Annotated in this window: 19 protein-coding genes; 6 read left to right on the top strand and 13 right to left on the bottom strand. The window is 72.1% G+C overall.

The window, feature by feature from the left end; all coding sequences use genetic code 11:
- Window positions 1-2: 2 nt before the first annotated feature.
- Window positions 3-1,583 carry a methylmalonyl-CoA mutase family protein gene (locus ABZ887_RS05950; RefSeq protein WP_361283291.1) on the bottom strand — a complete coding sequence of 527 codons (1,581 nt, stop codon included), beginning with the start codon at window positions 1,581-1,583 and terminating at the stop codon, window positions 3-5.
- Between the two features lie 108 nt (window positions 1,584-1,691).
- Here ABZ887_RS05950 and ABZ887_RS05945 point away from each other — a divergent pair, with 108 nt between their 5' ends.
- A complete protein-coding gene (locus ABZ887_RS05945; protein ID WP_361283289.1) occupies window positions 1,692-2,528 on the top strand; it encodes a L,D-transpeptidase family protein in 837 nt (278 codons plus the stop codon).
- A gap of 225 nt (window positions 2,529-2,753) precedes the next feature.
- On the opposite strand, the gene ABZ887_RS05940 is transcribed toward ABZ887_RS05945, so the two are convergent.
- The 10 genes from ABZ887_RS05940 to ABZ887_RS05895 all read right to left on the bottom strand — a co-directional run bounded on the left by ABZ887_RS05940 (window position 2,754) and on the right by ABZ887_RS05895 (window position 12,072).
- The gene (locus ABZ887_RS05940; RefSeq protein WP_361283287.1) at window positions 2,754-3,857 is read right to left on the bottom strand and encodes a hypothetical protein; all 1,104 of its coding nucleotides are present in this window, start codon (window positions 3,855-3,857) and stop codon (window positions 2,754-2,756) included.
- The gene (locus ABZ887_RS05935; protein WP_361283285.1) at window positions 3,857-4,519 is read right to left on the bottom strand and encodes an RNA polymerase sigma factor; all 663 of its coding nucleotides are present in this window, start codon (window positions 4,517-4,519) and stop codon (window positions 3,857-3,859) included. Before ABZ887_RS05935 ends, ABZ887_RS05940 begins: the two co-directional genes overlap by 1 nt.
- Window positions 4,520-5,061: 542 nt before the next feature.
- On the bottom strand, window positions 5,062-5,307 hold the full coding sequence (locus ABZ887_RS05930; RefSeq protein ID WP_361283283.1) for a hypothetical protein: 246 nt from the start codon (window positions 5,305-5,307) through the stop codon (window positions 5,062-5,064).
- A 68-nt stretch (window positions 5,308-5,375) separates the two neighbouring features.
- Window positions 5,376-5,996: an RNA polymerase sigma factor gene (locus ABZ887_RS05925; RefSeq protein ID WP_361283281.1), complete on the bottom strand. Its 621-nt coding sequence runs from the start codon at window positions 5,994-5,996 to the stop codon at window positions 5,376-5,378.
- A 200-nt stretch (window positions 5,997-6,196) separates the two neighbouring features.
- Window positions 6,197-7,669: a DHA2 family efflux MFS transporter permease subunit gene (locus ABZ887_RS05920; protein WP_361283279.1), complete on the bottom strand. Its 1,473-nt coding sequence runs from the start codon at window positions 7,667-7,669 to the stop codon at window positions 6,197-6,199.
- A 92-nt stretch (window positions 7,670-7,761) separates the two neighbouring features.
- Window positions 7,762-8,157 (bottom strand): hypothetical protein, encoded by a 396-nt coding sequence (locus ABZ887_RS05915; protein ID WP_361283277.1) that lies wholly within the window; start codon window positions 8,155-8,157, stop codon window positions 7,762-7,764.
- A 110-nt stretch (window positions 8,158-8,267) separates the two neighbouring features.
- Window positions 8,268-8,837, bottom strand: coding sequence for a hypothetical protein (locus tag ABZ887_RS05910; protein WP_361283275.1), 570 nt, complete (start codon window positions 8,835-8,837; stop codon window positions 8,268-8,270).
- 87 nt (window positions 8,838-8,924) lie between these two features.
- Window positions 8,925-9,410: a hypothetical protein gene (locus tag ABZ887_RS05905; RefSeq protein WP_361283273.1), complete on the bottom strand. Its 486-nt coding sequence runs from the start codon at window positions 9,408-9,410 to the stop codon at window positions 8,925-8,927.
- Window positions 9,411-9,534: 124 nt separating this feature from the next.
- On the bottom strand, window positions 9,535-10,302 hold the full coding sequence (locus tag ABZ887_RS05900; RefSeq protein WP_361283271.1) for a DUF4328 domain-containing protein: 768 nt from the start codon (window positions 10,300-10,302) through the stop codon (window positions 9,535-9,537).
- 150 nt (window positions 10,303-10,452) lie between these two features.
- The gene (locus ABZ887_RS05895; protein WP_361283269.1) at window positions 10,453-12,072 is read right to left on the bottom strand and encodes a glycoside hydrolase family 20 protein; all 1,620 of its coding nucleotides are present in this window, start codon (window positions 12,070-12,072) and stop codon (window positions 10,453-10,455) included.
- 209 nt (window positions 12,073-12,281) lie between these two features.
- Here ABZ887_RS05895 and ABZ887_RS05890 point away from each other — a divergent pair, with 209 nt between their 5' ends.
- The 5 genes from ABZ887_RS05890 to ABZ887_RS05870 all read left to right on the top strand — a co-directional run bounded on the left by ABZ887_RS05890 (window position 12,282) and on the right by ABZ887_RS05870 (window position 16,434).
- Entirely contained in the window at window positions 12,282-12,830 is a 549-nt protein-coding gene (locus ABZ887_RS05890; protein ID WP_361283267.1) for a 2-oxo-4-hydroxy-4-carboxy-5-ureidoimidazoline decarboxylase, read from the top strand.
- Window positions 12,831-13,022: 192 nt separating this feature from the next.
- Complete coding sequence (gene sdhC / locus ABZ887_RS05885) at window positions 13,023-13,403, top strand: succinate dehydrogenase, cytochrome b556 subunit (protein ID WP_071659649.1); 381 nt, start codon at window positions 13,023-13,025, stop codon at window positions 13,401-13,403.
- Window positions 13,404-13,408: 5 nt separating this feature from the next.
- Entirely contained in the window at window positions 13,409-13,891 is a 483-nt protein-coding gene (locus ABZ887_RS05880) for a succinate dehydrogenase hydrophobic membrane anchor subunit (RefSeq protein ID WP_217554202.1), read from the top strand.
- Window positions 13,892-13,915: 24 nt separating this feature from the next.
- Window positions 13,916-15,670 (top strand): succinate dehydrogenase flavoprotein subunit, encoded by a 1,755-nt coding sequence (gene sdhA / locus ABZ887_RS05875; RefSeq protein WP_361283264.1) that lies wholly within the window; start codon window positions 13,916-13,918, stop codon window positions 15,668-15,670.
- A complete protein-coding gene (locus ABZ887_RS05870; RefSeq protein ID WP_361283262.1) occupies window positions 15,670-16,434 on the top strand; it encodes a succinate dehydrogenase iron-sulfur subunit in 765 nt (254 codons plus the stop codon). The genes sdhA and ABZ887_RS05870 overlap by 1 nt, the downstream gene beginning before the upstream one ends.
- A 79-nt stretch (window positions 16,435-16,513) precedes the next feature.
- Here ABZ887_RS05870 and ABZ887_RS05865 read toward each other — a convergent pair whose 3' ends face one another.
- Together ABZ887_RS05865 and ABZ887_RS05860 are read right to left on the bottom strand one after the other, a co-directional pair.
- Window positions 16,514-17,167, bottom strand: a complete 654-nt coding sequence (locus ABZ887_RS05865) for a response regulator transcription factor (protein WP_361283260.1) — start codon at window positions 17,165-17,167, stop codon at window positions 16,514-16,516.
- Window positions 17,164-18,324 carry a sensor histidine kinase gene (locus ABZ887_RS05860; RefSeq protein WP_361283258.1) on the bottom strand — a complete coding sequence of 387 codons (1,161 nt, stop codon included), beginning with the start codon at window positions 18,322-18,324 and terminating at the stop codon, window positions 17,164-17,166. Before ABZ887_RS05860 ends, ABZ887_RS05865 begins: the two co-directional genes overlap by 4 nt.
- Window positions 18,325-18,443: the final 119 nt, after the last annotated feature.

Here is an 18,443-nt window from a genome sequence, read left to right as displayed (position 1 = left end):
GGTCAGAAGGCGTCCGTCGGGACGTACCCGCCCCACACCTCCCGCAGCGCGTCGCACACCTCCCCCACCGTGGCCCGCGCCCGCAGCGCCTCCTTCATCGGGTGGAGGACGTTGTCGTCGCCCTCCGCGGTCTTCTTCAGGGCGGCGAGGGCCGAGCGGACGGCCGGTCCGTCCCGGTCGGCGCGCAGCCGCGCGAGGCGTTCGGTCTGGCGGGCCTCGATGGCCGGGTCGACGCGGAGCGGCTCGTACGGTTCCTCCTCGTCGAGCCGGAAGCGGTTGACGCCGACCACCACCCGGTCGCCGGCGTCGGTCTCCTGGGCGATGCGGTAGGCATTGCGTTCGATCTCGGCCTTCTGGAAGCCGTGCTCGATCGCCGCCACCGCGCCGCCCAGGTCCTCGACCCTCCGCATCAGGCCGACGGCCGCCGCCTCCACGTCGTCCGTCATCCGCTCCACGGCGTACGAACCCGCGAACGGGTCCACGGTCGCCGTCACGTCGGTCTCGTACGCCAGGACCTGCTGGGTGCGCAGCGCCAGCCGCGCGCTCCTGTCCGTCGGCAGCGCGATCGCCTCGTCGAAGGAGTTGGTGTGCAGGGACTGGGTGCCGCCGAGGACCGCGGCCAGCGCCTGCACGGCCACCCGGACCAGGTTCACCTCCGGCTGCTGGGCCGTCAGCTGGACTCCGGCGGTCTGGGTGTGGAAGCGGAGCATCAGCGACCTGGGGTCCCGCGCGCCGAACTCCTCGCGCATCACCCGTGCCCAGATCCGGCGCGCCGCACGGAACTTGGCGACCTCCTCCAGGAGCGTCGTACGGGCCACGAAGAAGAAGGACAGGCGCGGTGCGAAGTCGTCGACGTCCATGCCGGCCGCGACCGCCGTGCGCACGTACTCGACACCGTCCGCGAGCGTGAAGGCGATCTCCTGCACCGGAGAGGCCCCTGCCTCGGCCATGTGGTAGCCGGAGATGGAGATGGTGTTCCACCTCGGGATCCCGGCCCTGCAGTACTTGAAGATGTCCGCGGTCAGCCGCAGGGAGGGCTTCGGCGGGAAGATGTACGTGCCGCGCGCGATGTACTCCTTGAGGACGTCGTTCTGGATCGTGCCGGTCAGCCGGTCCGCGCCGACGCCCTGTTCCTCCGCCACCAGTTGGTACAGCAGCAACAGCACGGCCGCCGGGGCGTTGATCGTCATCGAGGTGGAGACCTTGTCCAGCGGGATCCCGTCGAACAGCACCCGCATGTCGTCGACCGAGTCGATCGCCACCCCCACCTTGCCGACCTCGCCGTGCGCGAGGGGCGCGTCGGAGTCGTGGCCCATCTGGGTGGGCAGGTCGAAGGCGACGGAGAGGCCGGTGGTGCCGTGCGCGATGAGCTGCCGGTAGCGGGCGTTGGACTCCGCTGCCGTACCGAAGCCCGCGTACTGGCGCATGGTCCAGGGGCGGCCGGTGTACATCGTGGGGTAGACGCCCCGGGTGAAGGGGTACGCCCCCGGCTCGCCGAGCTTCCCGGCCGGGTCCCACCCTGCCAGGTCCCCCGGGCCGTAGACCGGCTCGACGGGCAGTCCGGACTCCGACTCACGGACCATGGTGGGGGACCTCCGCAGTGTGCCGTTGTACCGAACACGCCGGTACGTCTGTCGGTTCCCACGATGCCCCCTTGTTCGGCGGCGGTCACGCGGGGAAGCATCCTCGGCATGAAGGTCTCGGGGTACTCAGGGATCCTGGCCGCCGTACTGGCCGTGCTGTGCGGGTGCACGGTGCAGCCGCCGGACGGCGGGGACGCCAAGGGGCACTCGCCCGTCCACATCGACCTGCCGCACAGCCGGACGCCCGCCGGCGCCGCTCCCACCACTCCCACCGCTTCCGCGCCCTCCCCGTCCGCCGTCGTGACCGTCCCGCCGCACATCGTCTTCACCCGTGGCGACACCGGCACCGGCGTCCGCGAGCTCCAGGCCCGGCTGCGCCAGGTCGCCTGGCTGTTCGACGGGCCGACGGGGACCTACGACGACCTCACGGCCCGGGCCGTCAAGGGCTTCCAGGGCAAGCGCGGGCTGCCGCGGACGGGTGAGACCGACGCCGTGACCTGGCGGCGGCTGGTGCGGATGACGCACAAGCCGGGCAAGTGGGAGCTGTACCTGATGGGCGGTCAGCCGGCCGCCGCGCCCGATCCGCGGTGCCTGACCGGGCGGGTGCTGTGCATCAGCAAGACCAGCCGGACGCTGCGCTGGATGATCGACGGGCGCACGGTGTCGACGATGTCGGTGCGGTTCGGGGCGCAGTACACCCCCACCCGTGAGGGTGTGTTCCACGTCTACTGGAAGTCCCGCCACCACGTGTCGACGCTCTACCACTCCTCGATGCCGTACGCGATGTTCTTCAGCGGCGGCCAGGCGGTGCACTACTCCTACGACTTCGCGGCCCGGGGCTACGCGGGCGGCTCGCACGGGTGCGTCAACGTGCGGGACGAGGCGGCGATCGCGGATCTGTTCGCGCAGGTGCGCAGCGGCGACAAGGTCGTCGTCTACTGGTGAGCGGGTGACGTGCGAAGAACGTGCGGGGCGCGGGCGGGACCGGGGGAACGTGTCCCGCCCGCGCCGATGCACGAGCCACGGGTACGGGGGGAACCCCGGCTCTGTGCGACGGCCGATGACCAGTCGGCTCACTCAGTACTGCGCCGTCGCCGCCGAAAACGTCACACCCCGCGGGAAAAAAGTTCAGCGAGTTTCAAAATCGCAGGTCACAGCGGTGCGTAAAGGTCAAAGCGCGCTGTAGGTGGGGCTGGGCGAGGTGACGGGCCGGTTCGGCAGCAGGGGTACGAAGGAGGTCGGGGCGGGGGTGGCCACGCCGTTCTCGCGGGGGTCGTTGCCCTTGCCGCCGCCCGAGCCGCTGCCACTTCCACTGCCGGTGCCTCTGCCGGGCCGGCCGTCGTCGCCCTGGCCGCTGTTGTCACCCTGGCCGCCCTGGCCGCCCTGACCGCTGCCGTCGCCCTTGCCGTCGTCCTTGCCGTCGCCGGAGGCGTCGCCCTTGCCGTTCAGGCCGGTGCCGAGGACGGCCTTGCAGAACTTGTCGACCCGGCCGGCGCCGCCCGCCAGGCCCTCCAGGGCCCGCTTGCGGTCGGCGCCCAGGGTCTTGCCGTTCTGGATCGCGCGGCAGGACGTCAGCGCACCGCTCCAGCCGCCGACCTGGAGGCCGGGCGAGCCGGTGTCCCTGGTCCTCGGCTTGCCGGACGGGGTGGGCGAGGTCTGCCCGGAGCCGCCGGACGTGGCGCCGGAGGTGGGTGTGCCGGTCTCGCCGCCGAGCAGGGACTCGGGCGAGGACGTGCCGCCCGGGCGTGCCGGGGTGCCGGCGGCCGAGACGGAGGCGGCAGGTCCGGGAGGGTTGTCGTCGAACGGCGTCGGCAGCACTCCGGTGCCGGCGGCCACCGCCACCCCGCCGAGCATGCCGACGGTCAGCGCGGCGGCGAGGCCGAGCCGTGCGGGGCGGGCCCAGCCCGCGCCCCGGGCCGGCCGGGCACCGGCACCGGCACCGGCACCGGCACCGGCACCGGCACCGATACGGAAGAGGCCCGCGTCGGCTTGCCGTCCGCCCCTCGCCGGCCGGGCGGCCGCGCCGCTCGCCATGGCGGCGGCGGTCCGTGCGTCCTCGGCGGATTCGCGCGCTTTGCGGAAGGCAGCCAGCGCGGCTTCCTCACCGGGAAGTTCGACGGTGTCCGGCGTGGCTCGCGCGGAGAGCGCGCCAAGCGTCGTGGCGAGGCGTTCTGCCTGGTCACGGGAGGAGGCGTCGACGGCTTCGAGCGACTCACCGCGCAGCAGACGTTCCGCCGTCACCCGGTTCAGCCACTTGTACTGCTCGTCGGCCATCACATGTCCTTCTGCGTCCGCGAACGCGTATGCGTCACACTCGCGGACGTCACCGCACGTTCATTCGGTTCTCGCTGGGGCGGCAGTGCGTCCAGGACGCCCGCCTTCTCCGGGTCGGCGCCGAGCATCTCGGCGAGTTTCCTCAGGCCGCGGTGGGCGGCCGTGCGGACGGCTCCGGCGCGTTTGCCGAGGGTCTCGGCGGCGGTCTTGGCGTCGAGGCCCATGACGACCCTGAGGACGACCGCCTCGGCCTGGTCCTGCGGCAGCCGGGCGATGAGGGAGAGGGTGGAGTCGGTGGTCAGCGCCTCGATGGCCTCGCCTGCGGTGTCGGAGTCGGCGGCCCGGCCGGCCAGTTCCGTCTCGTCGCCGCCGATCGCGGGGCGGCGGCCGCGCATCCGTACGTGGTCGAGGGCGCGGTTGCGGGCGATCCGGGCGGCCCAGCCGCGGAACCGGTCCGCGTCACCGCTGAACCGGTCGAGGTCGCGGGCTATCTGGAGCCAGGCCTCGGAGGCGACGTCCTCGGCGTCCGGGTCACCGACCAGCGTTCGGACGTATCCGAGCAGGCGTGGCTGGACCGCGCGATAGACGATGCGGAACGCGGTCTCGTCCCCGTCCTGTGCCGCACGCACCGCGGCAGTCAGCTCCGCGTCGTCCCCCAGCACCCGATACCTACTCTGCGCCTAAACCGGCGCCGCTCTCGCGGACGTGGTTCTCGCCGTCGTGGTTCCTCAATTGATGGTTGCGGTGTTCGGGACCGCGGATCGTTGCGGTGGTCATGCGTCGTCCGCGCCCCGGCGCGAACTGCACGTTACGACCTGAAACCGCTCGCCGTCCACGTCCGTACAAAGTGCAACTAACTCGTGACGCCCCGGGGTGTGACAGAAAACGCAGTCATGGCGCTGAACAGAGTACGGGCCGCCGCGCGGTCCGTGCCGCGCGACGGCCGGGGCCTCTCCTGTGGGGGGTGGCGGCCCCGGCCGTTGCCTCGGTTCACCCCTCTGACCTGCGGCGATGCACAGATTCGAGGGCCGGCGCGACCATCCCGCCGCCCGCCTCAGGTGATCCTTCCCGGCACGATGCGCCGAGCCGTCCCGGACGCCGGCTCGGGTGCCCCCGCGACGCGCGCTTGCTGTCCCGGCCTTGATGAAGCGCGATGTGCGGTGCCTCACATCGGCCGGACGCCCACGGCCCGGGAATGCCCGGCTCAGCCGGTCGTCGGCCGGGCGGGCCGCCAGTCGTCGCGGCGGCGCGGGCGCGAGCGGTGTGCGCCGGTGTCGCGGGCGGTGCGGAAGGCGGCGACCGCCCGGCGCTCGCCCTCGGTGTCGACGTCGTCCACGCGGATGGCGGCGGCGAGCAGGGCCTCCAGCAGCGGGCCGGAGGGTCCGGACCCGGGTCCGCGCACCGGGTGCCGCCGACCGCGGCCGGTGTCGTGGCCGTGCCGTTCGCCCATGTCCCGGTCCCTCCCTCTGCGGCGGCCCGCCGTCGTGGCGGCCCTGACGTCCATGACGCCGTCGGCGTTCAGTCCGGCTCCCCCGGCGGTGTCCGGGGGTCCTCCCGTGTCCCGTCCCCGACACCCAGCCGCCGGGCCAGGGCCCTGAGCCCGCGGTGGGCGGCGGTGCGCACCGCGCCCGGGCGCTTGCCGAGAACCCGGGCGGCGGCCGGGCCGTCGAGGCCGACCACGACGCGCAGCAGCACGGCCTCGGCCTGGTCGCGCGGCAGCGAGCGGACCAGCTCCAGGGCGCGCTCGGTGGAGAGCGCCTCCAGTGCCTGGTCGTGGGTGCTGTGGCGGGCGGGCAGGTCCAGCAGGTCGTGCTCCGGTGCCGACGGCCGGGGCCGTACCCGCTGCCGGCGCAGGTGGTCCAGGGCCCGGTGCCGGGCGACGGTCGCCGTCCAGCTGCGGAAACCGGCCCCGTCGCCCTGGAACCGCCCCAGGTCCCGGGCGATCTCCAGCCAGGCGTCCACGGCCACGTCCTCGGCGTCGTCCCCGACGATCCCGCGGAGGTAACCGAGCAGGCCGGGCTGGACCAGCCGGTAGGCGACCGCGAAGGCGGCCTCGTCGCCCTCCTGGGCGCGTGCCACGGCCGCGCCGAGCTCGCCGTCGTACGCCTGTACGCGGCGGGCTTCCCCTCCCTCGCCCAACGCGATCCTCGTCCGTGCCGAGTGCGAATCGGGCTCTGCCGAACCCGAACCCGTGCCGTTGCCTGCTGTTGCGTGCCGTTGCCTGCCGTGCGGCACCCGCGGTGGCGCGCGCGGGCTCCCACGAGCACCTGCGCCGCACGGGACGGAAACGTCACACAGGGAGTTCACAGCTGCCGGAGGGGGGGTCCCGCCGCCCGGGCTCAGGTGGCCGAGTCCACCGGTTCCGGGGTCCGCTCCGGCGCGGCCTGCGGGGTGGGGGCCCGGTCCGCGTTCACGACCACGCCGGCGATCAGGGCGCCCAGCAGCAGCGCGGCCATCGCCCACCAGGTGGCCACGTTGAAGCCGTGCACCGCGGCCTTCGCCGCCAGCAGCGTCCTGTCCGGGATGCTCGCGGCGTGTGCGGTGGCGTACCGGGTGGTGACGCTCGCGGCGATGGTGTTGAGGAGTGCCGTGCCGATCGAACCGCCCACCTGCTGGGCGGTGTTGAAGGTGGCCGAGGCCGCGCCCGAGTCGCGCGGGGCGACGTTGCCGGTGGCCAGGGAGACGGAGGTCATCATCGCCGTGCCCATGCCGAGGCCGAGCATCAGCATGCCGGGCAGGATGTGCGAGGCGTAGGCCGGTTCGACGCCGACCTGGGCGATCAGCGCCAGCGCCCCGGCCGCGAGCAGCAGCCCGGGCACCATCAGCACGCGGGGCGGGACCCGGTGCAGCAGCCGGGCGGCGACCTGGGTGGAGCCGGTGACCATGCCGACGGTGATGGGGAGGTAGGCGACGCCGGTCTTCACGGGCGAGTAGCCGAGGACGCGTTGCATGTAGTACGTCAGGAAGAGGAAGACGCCGAACATGCCGACGGTCACCAGCAGCACGGTGAGGAACGCGCCGACGCGCTGCCGGTCCCGTACGACGGTCATCGGGAGCAGCGGCACCCGGGCGCGGGTCTGCCAGTACCCGAAGAGGCCGAGCAGCGCGACCCCGCCGATCAGCAGCGTCAGGACCAGGCCGTCGGTCCAGCCGCGGGACTCCGCCTCGGAGAAGCCGTAGACCAGGGCGAGCATGCCGGCCGAGCCGAGCAGGGCGCCGGGGACGTCGAGGCGGGCGTCGGGATGGCGGCCCCCGCCGGGCAGCAGGACCCAGGCGCCGGCGAAGGCGGCCAGGGCGATCGGCACGTTGACGTACAGGCACCAGCGCCAGTCCAGGTACTGGGTGAGGAAGCCGCCCGCGAGCAGCCCCACCGCGGCGCCCGCGCCGATGATGGCGCCGAAGATGCCGAACGCCTTCCCGCGCTCCTTCGGGTCGGTGAACGTCGTCGCGAGCAGCGACAGCGCAGCCGGCGCGAGCAGCGCGGCGAACACGCCCTGCAGGGCCCGTGCCCCGAACAGCATCCCCTGGTTGACCGCGGCCCCGCCGAGCGCGGAGGCGGCCGCGAAGCCGACCAGGCCGGTCATGAACGCGATCCTGCGTCCGGCCAGGTCGGCGATCCGGCCGCCGAGCAGCAGCAGTCCGCCGAAGGCGAGGGTGTAGGAGGTGATCACCCATTGCCGGTTGCCGTCGGACATGTGCAGGGCGACCTGGGCGGAGGGGAGCGCGATGTTGACGATGGTCATGTCGAGCACGACCATCAGCTGGGCCAGTGCGATGACGACGAGGGCCCACCAGCGTCGGTTGTCGGCCATGGGGCAATCGTGCTCCCGCGCCGACCACTTGGGAACGCCCGCGTCTCTTATTACGGTCTTTTTGCCGACGGCGGCTTGGCATCCCGGCGCCGCTACCCCAGGGCGTCCCGGCACAGCAGCCGCAGCGAGCCGTGGCCGCCGTAGCACCGCCGGGCCTCTTCGATCGGGTCCCACAGCCGGCCGTCGGGGGTGCGGACCCAGTGGTCGCCGCCGGACGCCCACCACTCGGCGCCGGCCTGACGGACGATCACCTCGCCGGCGTAGGCCCCGAGACCGCGCAGGGTCTCCCGCACGGCGTCGTACGGCGGGCCCTCCCGGCGTATCTCCTCGATCACCCGGTCGACCCGCCACAGGCTCTGCGCCGAGTAGTCGAGCCGGACCCGAGCGCCTTCGCGCATCATCGCCACGGCGTCCGCCGCCCACCGGGCCGGTCGGGCGGCGGCGTGCGGCCTGGTCTGCTGCGGCGCGGTCCCCTGGCGGGGTGTCACGTAGTGGGCTGTCACACAAGGAAGAGCGAGGTGGGCGGCGGTTTCGTCACCCGGATCCGGGAGTGTTCCCGCAACCGGCGCAGGACCCCCGCACCGCCCTCACGAATGGTTCACCCGCGCCCGCGGGCCCGCCGCGACACCACCGCGCGCAGCACCCGGCGGCCCTCGGTGGAGATGTCCAGCGCGCGGCGCAGCCCGGCCGCGCCGTGCCCGGCGAGCAGTTCGAGGACCGTGACCTGGCGGCGGAGTTCGGCGGCGACCAGCGGCGACATGCCCTCGGTGCCGCCCTCCCGGCGGCTGTCCACCGAGGGTGCCCGGTCCTCGGCGGGGTCCAGGAGCCGGTGGATCTGCAGCGCGGCGACGGAACAGGCGTCGGCCCACAGGCGGATGCCGGCGTCCTCCTGCGACGCGGGCGCGGCGTCGAGCATCCGCCGGGCGAGTGTCTCGGCCTCGTCGGCCTGCCCTCCGGTCCCCTCGCCGGTCTCCTCACCCGCGCCGAGCGAGCCGCGCGCCTTCTCCAGGCCCTCGCTCCAGCCGGAGCCGTCGGCGAGGCTCGTCCACAGCGGCCGCAGCACCAGGTCGTCCCCGCCCAGCAGGGGCACGCACCGATCCAAACAGGCCAACCCGCTGGCAGCCAGTCCGCGTTCATCGGCCTGAGCGATCAGCTCCACCAGGCTCATCCCACGCCTCCCAGAAACGGTACATACCAAGGCCCGACATGCACAGAGCCCGTACTTTCCCTAACTGCGTGCGACGGTACGGCAGTGTCACACGGGCAGGACACCCAGGACCCGGAGGAGTCCGAAGAATGGGTTTTGAGCCAATGGTGCCTCCGGGTCGGGGTCGGCGGTCAGTACGGCGAGGAGCGCGTCGGCGCCGACGGTGTGCCCGGCCTCGGCGGCCCAGGCGACGGCGCGGTCGGCGGCGTCGCGGGGTTCGAGGAAGTAGTCGTCGAGGGACAGTCCCTGCTCGTCGACCGCCAGCAGGCGGGCCGCGGCCGCCCGGCCCAGGCAGGTGGTCCAGCCGCCGCTCTCCGGCGCCGCCGCCTCGACGACCACGCAGGCGCCGTCCATGACGTAGCCGAAGAGCGCCGGCGCACCGGTGCGCGCGGCGAGGGCGTTCATGCTGCCGACGTCGGCGTCGGGGCTGTCGTACTGCCAGACGCGCCAGCCGCCGGGGGCCGAGGTCCGCAGGACGCCCCCGTCGGGCGCCGGTTCGCCCCGGCCGACGACGAAATACCCCCAGTGGCCCATGTCCGTCCCCCTGTGTCCCCGACTCGTCCCGCGCCGAATACACCACAGGGGTACGGGAGTCCGCCAGACGTGTGCGGTCGTGCGGTCGCGCGGTCGCGCGGTCGCGCGGTCGTACGACCCTGCGTCAGAGCGCGGCCGGGGCGGTGCCCGCCATCGCCTTCTCGTGCTGCATCCGGGTCAGCCTCAGCACGACGAGGATCGCGAGAACCGCGGCGGCGATGTCCAGGGAGTCCGAGACCATCAGCCGCAGGGCGCCGTCATGCACCTGGGCGGCGCCCTCGGCCTCGTCGCCGTAGTCGGTCGTCGCGACACGGTCGGCGAACAGCGAGGCCAGCCACAGCGTCCACCAAGCGTTGACCAGCGCGTGCGAACGGGTCGTGCCCCAGGGACTGCTGGCGTCCCAGATGTCGAGGGTGATCCGGCGCGGGTACCAGCAGTTCACAATGGGCACGAACCAGCCGCCGATCGCCCAGCCCGGCGACTTGCTCTGCCGGAGCGGGTCGAACACCTGGGCGTTGGCCCGCACCCGCTGGAACCAGCACAGGTACACGACCACGCAGGCGACCAGCGAGACGGCCTGGGCTCCGGCGGCGACACCCAGCACCTGGTCGGCGCGGTCGGCCCGGCGGAACGCGGCGGCGCCGGTCTCGCCGTCGGCCAGCGCGCCCGTGGCGTCGTACTGGAGGAAGTCCGCCCAGACGGCGAACAGGTCCGCGGTTATCACCACCCCGAGCAGGACGACGGCGGCCCAGCCGAGTCCCACGGGCGAGCGCAGCCACAGGCCCGGCGTGCTGCCGAAGGCCGGGACCGGCTCCGTCGAGTCGCCGAGGCAGCGATGGCAGAGGGTGGCGCCGGGCGCGGCGGCGAAGTGATGGCAGCGGGCGCAGATCAAGACGGGTCCCCCGGAACGCGGCAGTGCACGGAACCCTCCCCAGGCCCGCGCGCGGAATGCGGAACATACGGCCCGTCACCGCCGTACGTCCACCCTTGTCGCCGCCCTTGTTGTCGCCCTCCTTGCCGCTGCGACCTCGTCCCTGCCGTGTCAGCCCAGTCTGTTCGCGAGGTTCCTGAAGTCCGTCCAGGACATCGTCGGGGTGGTGCCCGGGTCCCACAGTTTCTGGATCGTGGCCCGCAGCGGCATCCGGATGCCGGCCGCGACCTGGTCCTGGGTCTGGGAGCCCGCGAGGTCGCACCAGACGGCGAAGGAGCCGCCGAGGACCTGGGGTTCGTACCGCGCGGCCACGGCGGTGGTGCCGCGCAGCATGCGCGGGATCCACTGTTCGTAGATCCGCTGTCCGGTCGGGTAGACGAAGGTGTTGGGCTCGCCGAGGACGTAGTAGAGGTACTCGTCGTTGTAGTTGAGCACCTTGCGGCCCGCCCTCAGGTACTCCACGGGCTGCCGGGCGCCGTTCTCCTTGCCGGTCCAGTAGCCGACCTGGAGGTCCTGGTCGGGCTGTACGGAGGTGCCCCGCAGGAAGCCGTCGTTCCAGGCCCGCACGGTCCGCTCGTGGGCGCGGACGGTGGCGGCGCGGGCGTTCAGCCAGCCGGTGGTGAGGTCGGCGACGGTGCCCGAGGCGCCGTACGCCTGCCGGGCGGCGGCCGCGAGCTGCGGGTAGGAGGTCTGCGGGTTCGCGACGGTCAGGGCCTGGTACTCGTCGCCGCCGAGGTTCCAGTAGGAGCCGGGGAACACGTCGGCGTACTCGTTGAGCAGGTCGTCGACGAGCTTCGCCGAGGCGTCCTTGGAGATGTCGACGGCGCCCCTGGTGGCCACGCCCTGCGTGTTGCGCAGCTGCAGCTCCGGGTGGGCGGCGAGGACGGCGCCGAGGTGGCCCGGCGAGTCGATCTCCGGCACGACCTGGATGTGCCGGCTCGCGGCGACCGCGACGATCTCCTCGACCTGCGCCTTGGTCAGGTGGTCCCGGGAGACGATCTCGGGGTGCGTGTCGGACTCGATCCGGAAGCCCTGGTCGTCGGAGAAGTGCAGCCCGAACTGGTTGAACTTCAGGTCGCCGAGTTCTCGTATCCGGGACTCTATCCAGTCCGCGGTGAACGGCTTTCGCGCGATGTCCAGCATGAACCCGCGCTGCGGCTTGGCCGGCTGGTCCCGTACGACCCCCTCCGGGGCCGTGCCGCCGCCGTGCACCTCCTGCTTCAGCGTCCGGGTGCCGTAGAAGACGCCCGCGTCACCGGGCCCGCTGATCCGCACCGACCCGCCGCGCACGGTCATCGTGTACGACTCCGGGTCCCCCGTGCCGCCGAGGTCGAGCCGCAGGTCACCCGGCCTGACGTCCTCGTCCGCGCCCTTCTGCCCGGCGTACGACAGCCCCAGCTCGCCCGCGGTCAGCCGCCCCTCGTCGGCCAGCGCCGCGTTGCTCACCACGACCCGGCCGCCCTGCTGCGGGCGCCAGCCGGGGCCGCGGGCGGCGGTGTGGGAGCGGACGGCGGGGATGGTGCGGGGGGCCTGGGAGAGCGGGTAGCTGCGGGTGGGCGTGGGAGCGGGGGTCGCGGCCCCGGAGCTCGCCGCGGAGGAGACCGCCGCCGCGCTGCCGGAGGGCTGCCGGGCCGCTCCGGCGCCGCTGCCGCCGTCGTCGCCCGAGGAGGCCCATACACCGATGCCGGTACCGAGCGCGACGGTCCCCACGAAGGCCGCGGCGACCACCACCGCCCGCCTCCGCACGCCCCGTCGTGCCGACGGCCTCCGCCTGTGCTGGCTCACAGCTACAACTTACGACGCATCAGCCGCGCAGCCGTCACCGACCCAATCCGAAACTCTCCCGTTCGGGTGAAATTCAGGCAACCGACGGACACCCCGTGAACGTCCTCGATAACGTCGACGACACTTCTCTCACCACACCCCCTGCCACATCGCCCGTGACGCGAGGACCCACGCTGCCCGCCCACCGCCTGCCCCACCTCCCCACCCCGCTGGACGCCTTCAACGCCGCCCCCGACGACGAGGCCGGCGCGCTGCTCCTGCACTGCCTGCACAGCCTGCGCTGGTCCCGCCGCATCGCCGACCACCGCCCCTACCCCGACGCGGAGTCCCTCCTGGCAGCGGCGGACGAGGCGACGTACGACCTGTCGCCGGGGGACCTCGCCGAGGCGCTGGCGGGCGAGTGCCTGCCGGAGCTGCCCGAGGACACGTACTCGGCGGCCCACACGGCGCTGACGGCGGCACACGCGGCCTACGAGGCCAAATTCGGCCACGTCTTCGTCATCTACCTGGGCGACACACCGCCCGCCGAGTCCCTGGACCGCATCCTGGAGGGCATCCGGTCACGTTTGACAAACGATCCGGAAGAGGAACGGGTCGTGGCAGCCGAGGAGCTCCGGCGCCTTGCCAGGGAACGGCTGCAGTCCCTCCTAAGGGGCGCGGGGAACTGCGCGACCAGCCCCAACGGCGCCGCACCCGGCAGATAACCGCACAGACCACCCCCGGTCCCGTCGGCGCTCACCCATCCGCGTGCCACTTTGATCACACCGGTAGGCCCGGCGTAAGCCCAGCGCTGACGCCTCGCTACGATGCTGGGGGCCGGTGGACCGTACCCGGCCGGGCCCGACCGACAGCACAAGCCGGCGCGGCCCCGATACCCCGCTCCCGGAGGGACTTCCGTGCCGGCTGGAACGCTGTACCGCGGCCGGGAAGGAATGTGGTCCTGGGTGGCTCACCGAGTCACCGGCGTCCTCATTTTCTTCTTCCTGTTCGTTCACGTGCTGGACACCGCTCTCGTCCGCGTCTCCCCCGAGGACTACGACAAGGTCGTAGCCACGTACAAGACGCCGATCGTCGCACTGCTGGAGTACGGCCTCGTGGCCGCCATCCTCTTCCACGCCCTCAACGGCCTGCGCGTCATCGCCGTCGACTTCTGGTCGAAGGGGCCGCGCTACCAGAAGCAGATGCTCTGGACGGTCGTCGGTGTCTGGGTCGTCCTGATGGCCGGGGCCGTTTACCCCGTTCTCGGCCACGCCGCTCGTGTCCTGTTCGGGAGCTGACGCAGATGTCGACCACTGAAACCACCGCATCGGGCGTCGGCCCCGTCGAGGGCGCCCCCCTCTTCAACGTCGACAACCCGGCCCCCCTCATCGAGGCCCCGCGCAAGCGCACCAAGAAGACCCCGCGGTCCACCCGCGGCAACTTCGAGATGGCCGCCTGGCTGTTCATGCGCCTGTCGGGTGTCGTGCTGGTCGTCCTGGTCCTCGGCCACCTGCTGATCCAGCTGGTGCTCGACGGCGGCGTGTCGAAGATCGGCTTCGCGTTCGTGGCCGGCCGCTGGGCGAGCCCCTTCTGGCAGGTCTGGGACCTGCTGATGCTCTGGCTCGCGATGCTGCACGGCGCGAACGGCCTGCGCACGATCATCAACGACTACGCGGAGCGCGCGAACACCCGGCTGTGGCTGAAGGGCCTGCTCTACACGGCCACGGTGTTCACCATCCTGCTGGGCTCGCTGGTGATCTTCACCTTCGACCCGAACATCCGCTAGGCACGGGGCTGAGGTACTCACGACATGAAGATCCACAAGTACGACACCGTCATCGTCGGCGCCGGCGGCGCGGGCATGCGCGCGGCCATCGAGTCGACGAAGCGCAGCCGCACCGCCGTGCTGACCAAGCTCTACCCCACCCGCTCCCACACGGGCGCCGCGCAGGGCGGCATGGCCGCCGCGCTGGCCAACGTGGAGGAGGACAACTGGGAGTGGCACACCTTCGACACGGTCAAGGGCGGTGACTACCTGGTCGACCAGGACGCCGCCGAGATCCTGGCGAAGGAGGCCATCGACGCCGTCCTCGACCTGGAGAAGATGGGCCTGCCGTTCAACCGGACGCCGGGCGGCACGATCGACCAGCGCCGGTTCGGCGGTCACTCCCGCAACCACGGCGAGGCCCCGGTCCGCCGGTCCTGCTACGCGGCCGACCGCACCGGCCACATGATCCTCCAGACGCTGTACCAGAACTGCGTCAAGGAGGGCGTGGAGTTCTTCAACGAGTTCTACGTCCTCGACCAGCTGATGACCGAGGAAGACGGCGTCAGGAAGTCGGCCGGCGTCGTCGCGTACGAGCTGGCGACCGGTGAGATCCACATCTTCCAGGCGAAGGCCGTCATCTACGCCTCCGGCGGCACCGGCAAGTTCTTCAAGGTGACGTCGAACGCGCACACGCTGACGGGCGACGGCCAGGCGGCCGTCTACCGCCGCGGCCTGCCGCTGGAGGACATGGAGTTCTTCCAGTTCCACCCGACCGGCATCTGGCGGATGGGCATCCTGCTGACGGAGGGCGCCCGTGGTGAGGGCGGCATCCTCCGCAACAAGGACGGCGAGCGCTTCATGGAGAAGTACGCGCCGGTCATGAAGGACCTCGCGTCCCGTGACGTCGTGTCCCGCTCCATCTACACGGAGATCCGTGAGGGCCGCGGCTGCGGTCCCGAGGGCGACCACGTCTACCTCGACCTCACGCACCTCCCGCCGGAGCAGCTGGACGCGAAGCTCCCGGACATCACCGAGTTCGCGCGCACCTACCTCGGCATCGAGCCGTACACGGACCCGATCCCGATCCAGCCCACCGCGCACTACGCGATGGGCGGCATCCCGACGAACGTCGAGGGTGAGGTCCTCATCGACAACACCACCGTCGTCCCGGGCCTGTACGCGGCCGGCGAGGTCGCCTGCGTCTCGGTGCACGGCGCCAACCGCCTCGGCACCAACTCGCTCCTCGACATCAACGTGTTCGGCCGCCGGGCGGGCATCGCGGCCGCCGAGTACGCGCACACCGTCGACTACGTCGAACTCCCGGAGAACCCGGCCGAGTTCGTCGTCTCCCAGATCGAGCAGCTGCGCACCTCGACGGGCAACGAGCGGGTCGCCACGCTCCGCAAGGAGCTGCAGGAGACCATGGACGCCAACGTCATGGTGTTCCGCACCGAGCAGACGATCAAGACGGCGGTCGAGAAGATCGCGGAGCTGCGCGAGCGCTACAAGAACGTCTCGATCCAGGACAAGGGGCGTCGCTTCAACACGGACCTCCTTGAGGCCATCGAGCTCGGCAACCTCCTGGACCTCGCCGAGGTCATGGCGGTCTCCGCCCTGGCCCGCAAGGAGTCCCGCGGCGGTCACTACCGCGAGGACTACCCCAACCGCGACGACGTCAACTTCATGCGCCACACCATGGCGTACCGCGAGGTGGGCGACGACGGCGCCGAGTCCATCCGTCTCGATTACAAGCCGGTCGTCCAGACCCGCTACCAGCCGATGGAGCGTAAGTACTGATGGCAACCCCCGTTCTGGACAAGGTGGAGGCGGAGGCCGCGGCCTCGGACCACCTCATCACGGTCACCTTCCGGGTCCGCCGGTTCAACCCGGAGGTCTCCGCGGACGCCGTCTGGGAAGACTTCCAGCTGGAGATCGACCCGAAGGAGCGCGTCCTCGACGGCCTCCACAAGATCAAGTGGGACGTCGACGGCACGCTGACCTTCCGCCGCTCCTGCGCGCACGGCATCTGCGGTTCGGACGCGATGCGCATCAACGGCAAGAACCGACTCGCGTGCAAGACGTTGATCAAGGACATCAACCCCGAGAAGCCGATCACGGTCGAGCCCATCAAGGGCCTCACGGTCCTGAAGGACCTGGTCGTGGACATGGACCCGTTCTTCCAGGCGTACCGCGACGTCATGCCCTTCCTCATCACGAAGGACACGAACGAGCCCACGCGTGAGCGGCTCCAGTCGGCCGAGGACCGCGAGCGCTTCGACGACACGACGAAGTGCATCCTCTGCGCCGCGTGCACGTCGTCCTGCCCGGTCTTCTGGAACGACGGCCAGTACTTCGGCCCGGCCGCCATCGTCAACGCGCACCGCTTCATCTTCGACTCGCGTGACGAGGCCGGCGAGCAGCGCCTGGAGATCCTGAACGACCGCGACGGCGTCTGGCGCTGCCGCACGACCTTCAACTGCACGGACGCCTGCCCGCGCGGCATCGAGGTCACCAAGGCGATCCAGGAGGTGAAGCGAGCGCTGATCACGCGCCGCTTCTGACGTTCCCGAAGCACCACGGCAACCGAGGGCCTCGCTCCTCCTCCGGAGCGGGGCCCTCGGCCTGTCCGCGACGCCTGGTTCAGGGCCTGAGCCGATGCTCGTAGGAGAAGATCACGACCTGGACCCGGTCCCTCAGCTGGAGCTTGGCGAGGATCCGGGTGATGTGCGTCTTCACCGTGGCCTCGGTGAGGCACAGCCGGTCGGCGATCTCGGCGTTGGTCAGCCCGGACGCGATGAGGTGGAACACCTCCTGCTCGCGCTGGGTGAGCTGGACGAACCGCCGGCCGGCGTCCTCGTCGTGCGGCCAGGGCGCGATCTGCGCGAACCTGTCGACCAGCCCCCGGGTGATACGCGGGGTGAGGACCGCGTCGCCGCGGGCCACGTCCCGGATCGCGGCACCGAGCACCGCGGGCAGGACGTCCTTGAGGAGGAACCCGGCGGCGCCGGCGCGCAGCCCCTCGAAGGCGTAGTCGTCCATGTCGAACGTGGTCAGGATGAGGACCCGGGAGGAGGTCTCGCCCCGGATGAACCGGGTGGCCTCGATCCCGTCCATGACGGGCATGCGCACGTCCATGAGGACCACGTCGGGGCGGTGCCTTCGGGCGGCCTCGACCGCCTCACGGCCGTCGGCGGCCTCGGCCACGACCGTGATGCCCGGCATGGTGTTCAGCAGGCTCCGGAAGGCCATGCGGACCAGTGCCTGGTCGTCGGCGAGCAGCACGGAGACATTCACCCGGCTGCCTCCGGCCGCACCCGGTGGTCGGGGACCGGCGTCCGGCCGCCCGAGTCGGGCAGACGCAGTCGCCCCGCCACGGACCAGCCCGCCGGGCCGGGCCCCACCCGCAGATCGCCGTCGAACATCGCGACCCGTTCCCGCATTCCGGTCAGGCCGTTGCCGGTCGGCGCGGAGGGCGCGGATGTGCCGTCGTCGGTGACGCGGAAGCCCACCTCGTCAGCCGCGTAGCACAGCTCCACGTCGACGCGGGAGGCGTCGCGGGCGTGCTTGACGGCATTGGTCAGCGACTCCTGCACCACCCGGTAGAGGGTGGTCTGCACGGCCGGTCCGAGGTTCTGCCGGACCTCCGGCGGTCCGGTCTCGGTCAGGCGGACCTCCAGTCCGGCGCGGCGGGTGTCAGCCAGCAACGCCTCCAGTGCACGGAGGTCGGGCTGCGGAACCAGGGCGGTCCTCTCCTCGGTGCGGAGCATGCCCAGCAGACGCCGCATCTGCGCCAGGGACTCCCGGCCGGCCGCGGCGCCCCGCAGCATCTGGTCGCGGGCGTCCTCCGGGTCGGTGGCGGCAGTGGCCGCCGCCGCCTCCGACAGAGCGATCACCACCACCAGTCCGTGGGCGACGATGTCGTGCATCTCGCGGGCGATCCGGGTGCGCTCGGCAACCGCGGCGAGCTGCTCGCGCTGTGCGCGCTCCTGCTGAAGCCGCTGCGCCCGGTCCTCCAGGGAGGCGAGGTAGCGGCGCTGTGCGCGCAGGGTCGTGCCCAGGAAGAAGACGGCCGCGGCCAGGCCGGTGAGGATGATGATCCCGTCGTTGACGCTGCCGCGTGGCGCCACATCCACCGCCACGAGGACCACTCCGATCTCGGTGGCCGCGGCGGACGGCAGGGAGTAGCGGAGGCCGCGCGCGGAGGCGACGGTGTAGAGGGCCACCAGCACCGCGAAGTCCGGTCCGGGTCCGACTCCGAGCGCCCAGCCCGTCATGGCACCCGTCCAGCCCGCCCAGAAAACGGTGACCGGCGCGCGGCGCCGCAGCAGCAGGATCCAGACCGTTGTCATCGCGAGCAGCCAGTGGCCCCCGGGTGCCCGGTCGTACAGGAGCTGATGGACCGCGACCACGCTGCACGCGGCCGGCGGCAGGACGGTCGAGAGTGCTTCCATCGCCGCCCGGGTGCGCGGAGTGCGCGCTACCCGGCGCGGCACGCCGGGGCGTCCGGGCTGGGCGTGCGCTGTCACAACCCCGACGATACGGCTGCCGCGACCGGCCGACATCAATCGAA

Source organism: Streptomyces sp. NPDC047061 (genome assembly GCF_040643955.1).
In the GTDB taxonomy this organism is placed as follows: Bacteria; Actinomycetota; Actinomycetes; order Streptomycetales; family Streptomycetaceae; genus Streptomyces.
This window is presented reverse-complemented; position numbering and strand designations above follow the sequence as displayed.